Origin of the sequence: Actinomadura kijaniata, assembly GCF_014138665.1 — a bacterium.
In the GTDB taxonomy this organism is placed as follows: domain Bacteria; phylum Actinomycetota; class Actinomycetes; order Streptosporangiales; family Streptosporangiaceae; genus Spirillospora; species Spirillospora kijaniata.
On sequence record NZ_JACJIA010000003.1, the window covers coordinates 615,415 to 629,701 of the forward strand.

The 14,287-nt window shown below is 74.5% G+C and carries 9 protein-coding genes; 3 read left to right on the plus strand and 6 right to left on the minus strand.

What is annotated here, in order from left to right:
* Positions 1-87 precede the first annotated feature (87 nt).
* Positions 88-984 carry an NAD(P)-dependent oxidoreductase gene (locus tag HNR61_RS15055; RefSeq protein ID WP_182843735.1) on the plus strand — a complete coding sequence of 299 codons (897 nt, stop codon included), beginning with the start codon at positions 88-90 and terminating at the stop codon, positions 982-984.
* A 253-nt stretch (positions 985-1,237) separates the two neighbouring features.
* Here HNR61_RS15055 and HNR61_RS15060 read toward each other — a convergent pair whose 3' ends face one another.
* Together HNR61_RS15060 and HNR61_RS15065 are read right to left on the minus strand one after the other, a co-directional pair.
* Complete coding sequence (locus HNR61_RS15060; RefSeq protein WP_182843736.1) at positions 1,238-2,011, minus strand: SDR family oxidoreductase; 774 nt, start codon at positions 2,009-2,011, stop codon at positions 1,238-1,240.
* 474 nt (positions 2,012-2,485) lie between these two features.
* Positions 2,486-4,369 (minus strand): ABC transporter ATP-binding protein, encoded by a 1,884-nt coding sequence (locus HNR61_RS15065; protein ID WP_182843966.1) that lies wholly within the window; start codon positions 4,367-4,369, stop codon positions 2,486-2,488.
* A gap of 223 nt (positions 4,370-4,592) precedes the next feature.
* On the opposite strand from HNR61_RS15065, the gene HNR61_RS15070 reads away from it, so the two are divergent.
* Entirely contained in the window at positions 4,593-5,759 is a 1,167-nt protein-coding gene (locus HNR61_RS15070; RefSeq protein WP_182843737.1) for an aminotransferase class V-fold PLP-dependent enzyme, read from the plus strand.
* Positions 5,760-5,835: 76 nt separating this feature from the next.
* Here HNR61_RS15070 and HNR61_RS15075 read toward each other — a convergent pair whose 3' ends face one another.
* The 3 genes from HNR61_RS15075 to HNR61_RS15085 form a co-directional block, all read right to left on the minus strand.
* Entirely contained in the window at positions 5,836-6,255 is a 420-nt protein-coding gene (locus HNR61_RS15075; protein WP_182843738.1) for a CBS domain-containing protein, read from the minus strand.
* A gap of 110 nt (positions 6,256-6,365) precedes the next feature.
* Positions 6,366-7,397, minus strand: a complete 1,032-nt coding sequence (locus tag HNR61_RS15080; RefSeq protein WP_182843739.1) for an LCP family protein — start codon at positions 7,395-7,397, stop codon at positions 6,366-6,368.
* Positions 7,398-7,400: 3 nt separating this feature from the next.
* Positions 7,401-8,039 (minus strand): RNA polymerase sigma factor, encoded by a 639-nt coding sequence (locus tag HNR61_RS15085; protein WP_182843740.1) that lies wholly within the window; start codon positions 8,037-8,039, stop codon positions 7,401-7,403.
* A gap of 3,311 nt (positions 8,040-11,350) precedes the next feature.
* Here HNR61_RS15085 and HNR61_RS15090 point away from each other — a divergent pair.
* Complete coding sequence (locus HNR61_RS15090; protein WP_312897912.1) at positions 11,351-12,934, plus strand: D-alanyl-D-alanine carboxypeptidase family protein; 1,584 nt, start codon at positions 11,351-11,353, stop codon at positions 12,932-12,934.
* Here HNR61_RS15090 and HNR61_RS15095 read toward each other — a convergent pair.
* A complete protein-coding gene (locus tag HNR61_RS15095) occupies positions 12,906-14,246 on the minus strand; it encodes an MFS transporter (RefSeq protein WP_182843741.1) in 1,341 nt (446 codons plus the stop codon). The two genes, HNR61_RS15090 and HNR61_RS15095, sit on opposite strands and share 29 nt — an antisense overlap.
* Between the last annotated feature and the right edge of the window lie 41 nt (positions 14,247-14,287).

The following is a 14,287-nucleotide window of genomic DNA, read 5'->3' on the forward strand; positions in this document are numbered from 1 at the left end:
ACCATCATGACAGCGGTCATAACCGGTCCTATCATGGCAGCGGTCACGGTGGTCGGAGCGCTCCGCGCTCGGGGAGGACGGTGCCTGGTGCTCACCGGTTTCATCGGGCTCGGGGTCATGGGCGGGCCCATGGCGCTCAACCTGGCGCGGGCCGGGATCCCCCTGCTGGTCTGGAACCGCACCCCCTCCCGCGCCGCACCGCTGCGCGAGGCCGGGGCCGTCGTCGCCGCCGAACCCGCCGAGGTGTTCGCCGGCGCCCGCACCGTGTTCCTGATGCTGGCCGACGACACCGCCATCGACCAGGTCCTCGGCCGCGGCGCCCCCGGCTTCGCCGAGCGCGTCGCCGACCGCACCATCGTTCACATGGGGACCACCTCCCCGGAGTACTCCGGTCGGCTGCGCGACGACATCCGGGAGGCGGGCGGCCGTTACGTCGAGGCGCCGGTCTCGGGGTCGCGCGTGCCCGCCGAGGCCGGGCGGCTGGTCGGGATGCTGGCCGGTGACCCCGACGACGTCGCCGCGGTGCGGCCGTCACTGGCGCCCATGTGCCACGAGACCTTCGACTGCGGCCCCGTGCCCAACGCGCTGCTGACCAAGCTCGCGGTGAACCTGTTCCTGATCACCATGGTCACCGGCCTCGCCGAGGCGTTCCACTTCGCCGACCGGCACGGTCTGGACCGGCGCCGTTTCCTGGACATCCTGGACGCCGGGCCCATGGCCAGCGACGTCTCGCGCATGAAGGCGGCCAAGCTGCTGGACGGCGACCTCTCCGTCCAGGCCGCCGTCCGGGACGTGCTGAACAACAACCGCCTCATCGCCGAGGCCGCCCGCGCGTCCGGCCTGGCCTCACCCCTGCTGGACGTCTGCCACGCCCTGTTCGGCGAGACGGTCGCGCTCGGGCACGGGCGGTCCGACATGGTCGCGGTCCTGCGCGCCATCGAGGCCCGCACCGATGACCGTGACCGGCGACCCGGTCGACGCTGATCGGAGCACAGCACCCGGTCCCCCGGTCCGGCGGTGTGGGGATCCGCGGCGGTCTCGGCCGGGCCGCCGAGCCCCGGCACCGTGCTCCGCGCCCCATGGGCCCGACCGGCCGCCTGGGACGAGCTTCCCTGACGGGATTCCGCGCTGGCGGCATCCGCGGATGCCCCGAGCGTTGCCACCGCCATGGCCGGAGCGCCTCGACCACCCGGACCCGGCGGGCGGGCAGGTCTCCGGTGGCCGCTCGAAGTCGAGGTCAGTGGCTCTCGGTGAGCCATTCCTCGAACGTGGGGCCGGCGAGGGTGGCGTGCGCGCCGGGCAGCAGCGCGCCGTCGGCGTACATCCCGGCGTCGGGGTCGTCGGGGTCGACGACCTCCCGGATCTCCACCTGAAGGCCGCGCCGGGCGGCGACCAGCCGGGCGGCGCCGGCCATGGTCTCCTCGCGGGGACCGGCGACCTCCGGGAACGGCGCCGTCGCCGGAGCGGTCGGCGCGGGGCCGGTGGCCATGGCGGCCAGTTCGGCGGCGACGGCACGCGCCGCGACCAGCTGGGTGCGCATCCTGGGCAGGTAGGCCACCTCGCCCTGGGTGCCCCACCGCAGGTACGGCTCGACGAACTCGTCGAACTGCGCGGCGCGCAGGATCCGCACCGGCAGCGGCCCCGCGAGCGCCGCCCGCTCGTGCGCCAGCTTGGCCGCGTTGTACCCGGCCTTCGCGCCGTCGATCCCGATGATCGAAACGACCAGCATCCACCGCACGCCGGCCGCCTGCCCGGCCTCGTGCAGGTTGCGGGCGGCCGAGGTGAAGAACTTCGTCGCCTCGTCCTGGTCGGGCGACGGCGTGCTGGCCACGTCGATGATGACGTCCACGCCGCGCAGCGCCTCCGCCAGCCCCTCACCGGTCACCACGTCCACGCCGGTCGAACGCGACACCGACACGACCCGGTGCCCCTCGGCCCGCAGCAGCTCGACCACGTGCCGGCCGACCCGACCGGTCGCACCGACCACCGCGAACTTCTTGGTCCCGCCCATGGTTACCGCCCTCTCAGGGTTCCTTCTCGCCGACCTGTCACCGCACTGACGGAGGCCGTGCCGCGAATGTGACGGGCGGCGAGGACTTCTCTCGAAAGCGCAGGTGGACGCCGGTCCGGGCAGGCTCGGCCCCGCGTCGACCCTCCTTCGCCACCGGCGATTGGCCGGATCCGGCAGGTGGTCAGGGGCCGTTCCGGCGTGGCCGCGCCGGGCGTGGCCGCGCCGGGCGTGGCGGTCGCCGGCCGGGTCCGGCGGGTCCGGCGAGCCCGGCTTCGACCGGGGGCGGCTCGCGCCCGAGGGCCGTCCGGTGGACGGCCTCGGGCGGCTGGGGGCGCTGCCGGGACGGCCCGGCCCGGTCGCGCGGGACGCGACGGGCTCGGGCCGTGGGGTTCAGGCCGTGGGGTTCAGGCCGTGGGGCTCAGGCCGTGGGACTCAAGCCCCAGGACTCAAGCCCCAGGACTCAAGCCGCGGAACTCAGGCGAGGGCCTCCGCCTTCGTCGGGGACTGGTCGGCGAACTGGGTCCGGTACAGGTCCGTGTAGCGGCCGTCCTTCGCCAGGAGCTCCTCGTGGGTGCCGCGTTCGACGATGCGGCCCGCCTCCACCACCAGGATCTGGTCCGCGGCGCGGATCGTGGACAGGCGGTGGGCGATCACCACGGCGGTGCGGCCCTCCAGGGCCTCGGTGAGGGCCTCCTGGACCGCCGCCTCGGAGGTGGAGTCCAGGTGCGCGGTCGCCTCGTCGAGGATCACCACCCGGGGGCGGGCCAGCAGCAGGCGGGCGATGGTGAGGCGCTGGCGCTCGCCGCCGGACAGGCGGTAGCCGCGTTCGCCGACGACGGTGTCCAGGCCGTCGGGCAGGCCGCGGATCAGCTCCTCCAGGCGCGCCCGGCGCAGGACGTCCCACACCTCCTCCTCGGTGGCCTCGGGGCGGGCCAGCAGGAGGTTCTCGCGGATCGTCTCGTGGAACAGGTGGCCGTCCTGGGTGACCATGCCGACGGTCTCGCGGATCGCGGCGAACGACAGGTCGCGCACGTCCCGGCCGCCCAGGCGGACCGCGCCGGAGTCCGGGTCGTACAGGCGCGGCAGGAGCTGGGCGATGGTGGACTTGCCCGCGCCGGAGGAGCCGACCAGGGCGACCATCTGGCCGGGCTCGGCGCGGAACGAGACGTTGTGCAGGACGTCCACGCCGCCCCGGGTGTCGAGGGTCGCGACCTCCTCCAGGGAGGCCAGGGAGACCTTGTCGGCGCTGGGGTAGGCGAACGTCACGTCGTCGAACTCGACCGAGGCGGGCCCCTCGGGGGCGGGCTCGGGGTCGGGCTTCTCGGCGACCAGCGGCTCCAGGTCGAGGACCTCGAAGACGCGCTCGAAGCTGACCAGGGCGCTCATCACCTCGACGCGGGCGCTGGCCAGGGCGGTCAGCGGCGCGTACAGGCGGGTCAGCAGCAGCGCCAGCGCCACCACCGCGCCCGCGTCCAGGGAGCCCTTCAGGGAGAAGAAGCCGCCGAGGCCGTAGACCAGGGCGAGCGCCAGGGCCGACACCATCGTGAGGGCCGTGATGAACACGTGCTGGACCATCGCCGTGCGGACGCCGATGTCGCGGACGCGGCGGGCGCGGGCGGCGAACTCGGCGGACTCGCGGTCGGGGCGGCCGAACAGCTTCACCAGGGTCGCGCCGGGGGCCGAGAACCGCTCGGTCATCTGGGTGCTCATCGCGGCGTCGTGCGCGGCGGCCTCGCGTTCCAGGCGGGCCAGGCGGGTGCCCATGCGGCGGGCGGGGAGCACGAAGACCGGCAGCAGGACCAGGGCGAGCAGGGTGATCTGCCAGGAGATCTTCACCATGACGGCGAAGGTCAGCAGGAGGGTGACCAGGTTGCTGACGACGCCCGACAGGGTGTCGCTGAACGCCCGCTGCGCGCCGATCACGTCGTTGTTCAGGCGGCTGACCAGCGCGCCGGTGCGGGTGCGGGTGAAGAACGCCACCGGCATCCGCTGGACGTGGTCGAACACCGCGGTGCGGAGCTGGAGGATCAGGCCCTCGCCGATGCGCGCCGACAGCCAGCGGTTGAGCAGGCCGAAACCGCCCTCGGCGAGGGCGAGGGCCGCGATCAGGACCGCCAGCCAGACGACCGTCCCGCTGTCCTTGTGCCCGACGATCGCGTCGACGACGCGGCCCGCCAGCACGGGCGTGGCGACCGCCAGGACCGCCATCGTGACGCTGATGCCGAGGAACAGGTAGAGCAGTCGTCGGTGTGGTCGTGCGAACCGCCATATGCGGCCCAGGGTGGCGCGCGAGAACGGTTTACGGTCGTTCTGCGCGTTCATCATGTGGTGCAGCGACATCCACGCGGTCACTTCCATGCTGCTCATCGTCGGCCGCCTCTCCTTGGGGACTCGCTGCCATCCTTCAACCTCAAGGAAGCTTGAGGTCAAGTTCGACCTGTGACCAGGATCTCGCGGGGGTCTGACATTTCGGCGACCGCCGGTGACGCCCCGTTTGAATGGACGTGACCGGGCGCGGTAAGGATCTCCGGTCGGGCGCCTCGGGCCCGCAGACCGCCGGCAACACGACGGAAGGACACCGTTGGGCATCGACATCGACAAGGTCCGGGCGGAGACGCCGGGCTGCGCGAACGTGGTCCACCTCAACAACGCCGGAGCCGCGCTCCCGCCCCGGCCGGTGATCGACGCGGTCGCGGCCCACCTCGAACGGGAGGCCATGACCGGCGGTTACGAGGCCCACGAGGCGTCCGCCGGCGCGGCCGGGCGCTTCTACGACGCCGTCGCCGGGCTGATCGGCGCGCGCCGCGACGAGATCGCCTATGTCGAGAACGCCACCCGCGCCTGGGACATGGCGTTCTACGCGGTCCCGTTCGGGGAGGGCGACCGCATCCTCACCACGACCAGCGAGTACTCCAGCAACGCGATCGCCTACCAGCAGGTCGCGCGGCGGCGGGGCGCGACGGTCGAGGTCGTCCCCGACGACGCGCACGGGCAGATCTCCCTGGACGCGCTGGCCGGCGCGCTGGCCCGGGGCGGCGTCCGGCTGGTCTCGCTCAACCACATCCCCACCCAGAACGGCCTGGTCAACCCGGTGGCCGAGGTGGGGCGGCTGTGCCGGGAGGCGGGCGCGCTGTTCCTGCTGGACGCCTGCCAGTCGGTCGGGCAGCTCGCGGTGGACGTGACGGAGATCGGCTGCGACCTGCTGTCGTCGACCGGCCGCAAGTACCTGCGGGGGCCGCGCGGCACCGGTTTCCTGTACGTGCGCCGGGAGGCGCTGGGCACGCTGGAGCCGCCGTTCCTGGATCTCCAGGCCGCCGAGTGGCACGCGCCGGACCGGTACGAACCGCGCGACGACGCGCGGCGCTTCGAGACCTGGGAACGCTTCGTCGCCGGCCAGATCGGGCTGGGCGTCGCCGCCGACTACGCGGCCGCGCTGGGCGTCGAGGCGATCGAGGACCGCGTCACCGGCCTGGCGGAGCGGCTGCGTTCGCTGCTCGCCGAACACTCCGGGGTGACCGTTCTCGACCGCGGCGCGCACCGGTCCGGCCTCGTCACCTTCACGGTGGAGGGGCATGACGCCATGGACATGAAGCTGTCACTGCGCGAGAAGGGGATCAACGTCAGCGTGACCGTGCCCCGCGCCCACGGCTACCTCCCCGACGCGCCGGACGCGGCGGTGCGGGCCTCGGTGCACTACTACAACACCGAGGAGGAGCTGGGGCGGCTGGTCGAGGCGCTGCCCCGCTAGACCGCAAGGGGCCCGGGGCCCCGCGAAGCGGGAACCCCGGGCCCACCACCCTCCTCGGAGGTCTGCGGGCCGAACGTCAGACGTTCGGCTTGGCGGCGCTGATGTCGGCCACCGCGGACTGCTCGTCCTTCTCGATCGCCAGGTCGCCCAGCGAGACGATCCCCACCGGCCGTCCGTCCTCGACGACCGGAAGCCGCCGCACGGCGTGTTCGCGCATGAGCTTGGCCGCCGACTCCAGGGAGTCGTCGGGGCTCACGCTGGCGGTGGCCTCGCTGCAGACGCCGCCGACGTCGACCTTCGTCAGGTCGCCGCCCTGCACCAGGCCACGGACCACGAGGTCACGGTCGGTGACGAGACCGCGCAGGTCGCCACCGTCGGTCACCAGAACGGCGCCGATGTCCTCGTCGCGCATCTTCTTCGCGACGGTGATGATGTCGTCCTGCGGGGAGACCGTCACCGGAGAACCCGTCATGATGTCGCGTACCTTGCCGGCCATCGCGTTCTCCTTCGCGGCTCGTCGTTTCTTCCGGGACGACCCCCGCCCTACCCGGCGATCCCCGGGTCATTCACGAATTCGACGATTATTCGCGAAACCCTGCCGCCCACTTACCTGAGCTGGGCGAACAGCTTCCGGGCGGCGGGCTGGCGCAGTTCCAGTCGGTTCGGGTCGAGGCGGGAGGGCCGGACGGGGAGGGCCAGGTACGAGATCCCGTCGGGATCGACGGCCGCGGCCAGCGCCTCCAGCGTCGCCCGGTCCAGTCCGGGCCGGATCTCCACGGACTCGGCCACCGTCTTCACGAACCTCGCGAACCCGACGGGGTTCCCGGTCCGCGCCGCCCTGGCCTCCTTCGCCATCGAGGCCAGGAAGACCTGCTGTCGCTTGATGCGTTCGAGGTCGGAGCCGTCGGTGAGCCCGTACCGCATCCGCACGTAGGCCAGCGCGGCCCGGCCGCCCACCCGCTGCCGCCCGGCGGACAGCCGCAGGCCCGAAAGGGGGTCGTCCACGGGCTTCGGCAGGACGACCTCGACGGAGCCGAGCGCGTCCACCATCCGCTCGAACCCGGCGAACCCGACCGTCACCGTGTGGTCGATCCGCACGCCGGACAGGCTCTCGACGGTCTTGGCCGAGCACGCGGCCCCGCCCAGCGTGAACGCCGCGTTGATCTGCGCGCGGACCTCCTTGACCGGTTCGCCCCGGTCGCCGTGGCAGGACACCGGCACCATCAGGTCGCGGGGAAGCGCCACCATCTGGACCCGCCTGCGGTCGGCCGAGACCCGCACCAGCGCCAGGGTGTCCGACCGGGGCGGCTCCGAGCTGAAACGCCTGGTGGAGACGCGTTCGTCCGAGCCGATGACCAGGAGGTTCATCGCCCCTCCGGTCCCGCCCAGCGCCCGGTGGGAGGTCGTGGGGGTGTCGTCGCCGCCGCGCAGCAGCACGGTCGGCACCAGGATCAGCGCGGCCGTGACCGCCGCCGCCACACTGATCACGGCCCAGCCGCCGGGCCGCCACCGGGCGGCGCGCCGCCGGGCGCCGCCGGACGCGGCGTCCAGCAGCCGTTGCCGCTGCCGCGCCAGCGCGGGCGGCGGCTCGTGACCGAGATCGTCGCCGAGGGCGCGCAACGCGTTCAGGTCGTCCACCGGCTAACCCTCCTCTCGGGACAGCGGGTTGGCGTCGCCCAGGGCCGCGCGGACCTTGCGGCGGGCCCGGTTGAGCCGGGACCGGACGGTCCCCACGGGAATGCCGAGGGCCTGCGCGACCTCCTCGTAGGACAGGTCGCCCCAGGCGAACAGCAGCAGCGCGTCCCGGTCCCGGCGGGGCAGCGCCGCCAGCGCCTCGGCCAGCAGCGGCCGGACCGCCGTCGCCGACACCATCGCCGCGACCTCGTCGTCCGGGGACTCCACGGTCTCGCCCACCGGGCTGCGCCGCAGCGCCCGGTACCGCGCCGCCTCGGACCGGTGGTGCCGCGCCACCAGCTTCGTCACGATCCCGAACAGCCACGGCCGCGCGTCCTGCTGCGCCAGGTCGTACCGCCGCCGCCGGTCGAACGCCACCAGGAACGTCTCCCCCACCAGGTCCTCGGCCACCTCGGGACCGAGCCGCCGGGAGACATAGCGGTAGAGCATCGCCGAGTACCGGTCGAACAGCGCCGCGAACGCCTCGGGGTCACCGTACGACCGGCCGATCAACTCGGCGTCGGGGGCGCCCGCGTCGGGCTCGCCCGAACCGCTGCGCCGCGGGGGGACTCCGGGCGTGCGGGCGCCGGCGAGGGGTGGCGTCATGGCGGACACCATGGCATACACACCGACCTTCCCTGGGGGGATCACGACGGTGGTGTATCTCCGCGAACCCCGGTCCGGGTTCACGCCGCGCCGCGCGTGCCGGAAAGATGATCACCAATTCATAACGAAGCGAACCTAACGGCTAAACTGCGCATCCTCCACAGGGGTACGGGGGGTTCTGGGTTCTACGGCGTACAGGCCGCTCCGTCATGTCGAGACCGAGCCGAGGAGATCGCGCCGTGCATGACGACCAGCGCTCCAACGACCAGCCGCGACGCCCTGGCGAGGCGGGCGACCGTCGTTCGGGCACGGCCGGGCCCCCCACGGGGGCGGACAACCCCTGGTTCACGAGGCCGCTGCCTTCGGGCTCCGCCGAGGAGACGGCCGACGACCCCGCGCCGAAAGGTTCGAGCGCCGCCGAATCGAAAGAGGCGGCCGAGCAGGTGAACGCCACCGCCGCGGGGAACGTCGAGCCCGTGGATGGTGAGACGCCCGCCGGGCGGGGGCCCGCGGAACCGGACGAGGGCGAGGAGCGGCACTCGGCCGCCGAACCCGTGTGGCCGACCGAGACCGAGGCCGCCGCCCTGGACGAGGACTCCGCTCCCGCCGACGCGGACGACACGGCCGCCGAGCCCGCATGGCCGGCGGAGACGTCCGAGACCCCCACCGGCGAGCCGGAGGACGCCACCGCCGCGAGCGACGACGCGGAGCCCTCGGGTGAGAACGCCCCCACCGAGGACGGCGCACCGGAACGTCACGCTGAGGCAGAGGGCGCGGCCGACGAACGGAGCGACGCATCCGCAGACGCCGCCGAGGAGGACGAGCCGCACCCGTCCGCCTCCCATGACCAGGACGCCGTCCCCAGCGAGAACGCCGAGCAGCACACGCCCGCCGCGCCTTCCGGCGAGGCTCCCGCGCAAGCCCATCCCGCTGCGGCCGAGTCCGCGCCGCCCGCTGAAGGCGACACCGGCGCGCCCACGGACGTTCCCGCTCCGGATGACCTCTCCTCTGATGACGCGCGCCCCGCCCCGGTCCCCGCACAAGAGAACGCCGAGCAGCACGCACCCGCAGGCCAGGACGACGCGTCCACGGAAGCCGCCGCTGCGAGCAGCGAGACGCACCCCTCCGAGGAGGCGCCCGCACCGGCTGCCGCGCCCCCTGAGCGAGACAGCGCATCCGACACCTCGGCCGCCGCGTTCCTGAGGCGGAGCAGCGCGACCACGGACGCCACCTCGGAGGACCGGCCGAGCCCGTCCGAGGAGACGCCCGCGCCGCGTTCCGCTCCCGCTGCTCCGCATGGGCACGCCGAGCAGCACGTGCCCGCAGACGCCGCAGCTCCGGACGACCAGCCGCGCCCCTCCAGGGAGACGAGCGAACCGAGTTCCGCCCCTGCCGCACCCGCGGAGACTCCTGAGGAAGAACGGCCGCAGCCCTCCGGCGAGGCGTCCACGCCGCGTTCCGCCCCTGCCGCTCCGCGCGGAAACGCCGAGCCGCGCACGCCCGCCGCGCCCGCAGACGCCCCAGCGGACGAACGGCCGCACTCCTCGGGGGAGGCTCACGCACCGCGTTCCGCGCCTCCTGGACACGACAGCGCACCCGCGGACACCCCGGAGGAAGAGCGGCCGCGCCCGTCCGAGGAGACACGCGTACCGCGTTCCACTCCGCGCGAAAGCGCCGAACAACGCACGCCCGCCGCACCTACGGACACCCCGGCGGGAGAAGCACCGCGCCCCACCCCGGCCGCCGAGCAGCCCGCGCCCACGGATACCACCGCCCCAGGCGAACGGGCGCGTCCCACCGCGAAAGGCCAGCCGCGCCCGTCCGAAGAGACGCGCGCGCCCGCAGACGCCCCTGCGGAGAGCCGACCGCGCCCCTCCGGCGAAGCGCCCACGCCGCGCCCCGCCCCGGGCGAGCAGCGCGAAAACGCCGAGCAGCGCACACCCGCCGCACCTGCGGACGCCCCGGCGGAAGAGCGACCTCGTTCCGCCCCGGCCGCCGAGCAACGTGCGCCGGGCGCGCCTACGGACGCCACCTCGGAGGACCAGCCACGTTCCGCTCCGGCCGACCCGCGCGGGAGCGCCGAGCATCGCTCACACGCCGCACCCTCGGACGCCACCGCTCCGGACGATGACCCGCGCGCCTCGGGAGAAACGCGCGCACCGCGCTCCGCCCCGGCTGCCACGCCTCCCAGGAGCGACAGCACGCCCACAGACGCCCCTGCGGGTGAACGACCGCGTCCCTCCGAACAGACGCAAACGCCGCACACCCCACGCGAAAGCACCGAACATCGCACGTCCGCCACACCCACAGACGCCACCGCTTCTGAAGGCCACCCGCGCACCTCCCAGGAGACGCGCGCACCGCGTCCTACTTCGCGCGAAAGCGCCGAACAACGCACGCCCGCCACGCCCACAGACGCCACCGCTCCTGGAGGCCACCCGCGCGCCTCGGGGGAAACGCGCGCACCGCGCTCCGCCCCGGCTGACGTGCCTCCTAGCCGCGACAGCGCGCCCGCGGACGCCCCTGCGGAAGATCAGCCGCGTTCCGCTCCGGAGGGCCAGCCGCGCCCCTCCCAGGAGACGCGCGCACCGCGTCCTACTTCGCGCGAAAGCGCCGAACATCGCCCGCCCGCCGCACCCACAGACGCCCCAGCGGGTGAACGGCCGCGTCCCTCCGGCGAAGCTCAGCCGCCGCGTTCCGCTCCGGCCGACCCGCGCGAGAGCGCCGAGCATCGCTCACACGCCGCGCCCTCGGACGCCACCGCTCCGAGCGATCACCCGCGCGCCTCGGGAGAAACGCGCGCACCGCATTCCGGCCCGGCTGACGCGCCTCCTGGACGCCCCAACGCCCCAGCGGGCGAACGGCCGCGCTCCTCCGGCGAGGCGCACCCACCACGTTCCGCTCCGGAAGGTCAGCCGCGCCCCTCCCAGGAGACGCGCGCACCGCGTTCCGACCCGCGCGGAAGCTCCGAGCACCGCGTACCGGGCGCGCCTCCAGGGGAACGGGGACGCCCCTCGGCCGAGCCGCCGCGTCCCGCCCCGGCCGACCCGCGCGGAAGCGCCGAGCATCGCGTGGCGGACGGGCCCACGGACACCTCCCGTGAGGCTCGTGCTCCTGAGCGCCCCGCCGGCGGGGAGACCCCCTCGGGTTTCGGTGACGCCCGTACACAGGGGCGGACCGCTGAACGCGGGAACGCTCCGCAGCGTCCGGGGGCCGCGCCGCCTGCCAGGGGCCGTGGTCCGGGCGACACGGACTCGGTCCCCTTCGGGCAGGGTGCCGCGCCGGCCGGGGCCGCTCCCACGCGGGAGGACGTGCGTCCGGACGCCCCCCGCTTCCGGCAGCAGCCTCCCGCCCCTCCCCAGCACCCGACGCACAGGCCCGCCCCCGAGGGCGACGCCTCCGCGCGGGACAGGGCCGCGACCTCCTTCCAGGGGCCGACGGACCAGGCGTCCGCACGGTACGCGCGGCCCGCCGAGCCGCGTCACGTTCAGGACTCCGAGTGGGGTTCGGCGATCCGGGACGAGGCCGCGGTCACGCGGCACGACATCCCGCTGCCCTCCTTCCCCCCGCAGGACCGGCAGGACGGGCGGGACGAGCGTCCCGTGCCCGCCCTCGACCCCAACGTGCAGTGGACCGCCCGGTACGTCGACCGCGACGACCGTACGGCGGACCACTCCCCCGCGTACGACGAGCCGGAGAAGAAGCGGCGGCGCGGCCTGATCGCCATGGTCCTCGTCCTCGTCCTGATCGCGGGCCTCGTCGGCGGGCAGTTGCTGCGCCCCGTCCCCGATCCCACCCTCGAACTGGCGCTGCCGACCTCCAGCCACACCTTCCCCGGCGCCGCGCCCGTCCTGCCCTGGTCCGGCCAGGGCCAGTCCGCCGTCGCCGTCGAGGGGCTCGGCACCATGGGGTCCGAAGGCAGCGCCACGCCCATCCCCACCGCCAGCGTCGCCAAGGTCATGACCGCCTACGTCATCCTCCGCGAGCACCCGCTGCGGTCCGGTGAGCAGGGGCCCGAGTTCACCGTCTCGCCCCAGGGGATCGCCGAGCTGCCCATGCGGCGCAGGCGCGGGGACTCGCTGCTGGGGATCAAGCCGAACCAGCGGTTCACCCAGCGCAACGCCCTGGAAGCCCTGATGATCATCTCGGCGAACGACCTGGCGCTCGAACTCGCCCGCTGGGACTCCGGCGGCAACGTGCGGGCGTTCGTCGACAAGATGAACGCCGCCGCCCGCGAGCTCGGCATGGCCGACACCACCTACACCGACCCCAGCGGCTACGACGCCACCACCGTCAGCACCGCCGCCGACCAGGTCAAGCTGCTGACCGCCGCGATGAAGATCCCGGCGTTCGCGGAGATCGTGGGCAAGCGCGTCTACGTTCCCTCCGACGGCGGCCCGACGCGGCAGGGCGGCAACTTCCTGCTCGGCCGGCACGGGGTCATCGGCGGCAAGACCGGCTACACCGACCGGGCGGGCGGCAACTTCGTGTTCGTCGCGCGCAAGGGCGTCGCGGGCGTTCCCACGACGATCGTCGGCGCGGTGATGGGGCAGCGGGCCCCGAACGCGGTCGCCGCCGTCTCCGCCTCCGAACGCCTGGTCGTCGCCGCCGAGAACGCCCTGGTCTCCACCACCCTCGCCCCGGCGGGCAAGCCGGTCGCGCGGGTGAACGACGGTCTCGGCGACACCACCCCGCTCGTCTCGGCCAGGCCGGTGAACGTCGTCGGCTGGCCGGGCCTGACCGTGCAGGTGAAGACGGCGGGCGAGGTCCCGCGCACGGCCGCGGCCGACGAGCAGGTCGGCGCGGTCGACGTCGGCGCGGCGCGCATCCCGTTGCGCACGGCGGGCCCCGTGGAGGAGCCGGACCTCATCCAGCGGCTACTGCGTCTGGGGTGACCGGCGCGGCGCCCGGCGACACCCGCCGGAACGCCAGCACCAGCGGGACGCTGGCCAGCATCAGCAGCGCCGGGAGGAGCGTGCACCCGGCCAGCAGTCCGGTCAGCGCCGTGCCGGACTGCGCGACCGGGTGCTCGAAGTCGGACGACCGGAACCCCGACACCGCCAAGACCAGCGCGTACACGCCCGGTCCCAGCGCCAGCGAGCCGGTGTCGGCCGCCGCCGCGATCCCGGTGAACGCGCCGGACTGCGTGTGCCCGGTGCGTTCCCGGTCGGCGTGCGTGGTCTCCAGCACCAGTGACTGCGGCAGCAGTTGCAGGGCGGCGTAGCAGACCCCGATCCCGGCGGTCAGGGCCAGCACGCCCGCCACCGACGTGATCGCCGGGTACAGCGCGGCGGCCAGCGCCCCGAACCCGACGACCGCCGCCAGGTAGCACCGCACCGCCCCGTACCGGCGCGTCAACGCCTGCCACACCGGGACGGCGACCACGCTCGGCACGACCATCGCCATGAACATCACCGACGTCAGCCCGTAGTCGCCGAGCCGGTAGGCCGCCGCGTACGGGACGCCCGCCAGCATGACGGCGGCGGCGAGGACCTGGAGGATGTTCGCGGCCGTCAGCACGAAGAACGGCCGGTTGCCGCGCGCGGTGCGCAGCGCCGCGACCAGGCCGAGCGGGCGCGGGCCGGGACGGGACGGGATCCACCGCGTTCCCGCGACCCCGGCCAGCAGCACCGCCGCCAGAATCGCGCCGAGGACCGCGCCCATGAGCGCGTACCCGCCGCGCCCGCCGCCCGCCGTCTCCACCAGCAGCGGCGCGAGCCCGCCCGCCACCAGGATGCCGACGGTGCTGAACACCGCCCGCCAGGCCATCGCGCGGCGGCGCTGGTCGGGCCGGTCGGAGACCTCGACGGGCAGCGCCATGTGGGGCACCAGGTAGCAGGTGTTGGCGGTGGCGGCCAGCAGGAACACCACGCCCGTCCACACCGCCGCGACCCCCGGCGACGGGGCCAGGAACAGCGCCGCGAACAGCACCGGCTGGCTGACCGCGCCGGCCAGCAGCAGCCGCGTGCGGCGCGCGGTCCGCACGGCCTCGCGGTCGCTGGCCGCGCCGACGGCCGGGCTGATCAGCGTGTCCCAGACCTTGGGGAGCACCAGCAGCACCCCGGCGAGCGCGGCCGGGACGCCCAGCACGTCGGTCAGGTAGTAGAGCAGGAGCAGGCCCGGAGCGACGCCGAAGATCCCGGTGCCGACCGCGCCGATCCCGTAGCCGAACAGGCGGCGGCGCGGCAGGGGCGCGCCGCCGGTCACGCGGCCGCCCCGGGACGGGGGCGGGGACGGGAGCGGGGGCG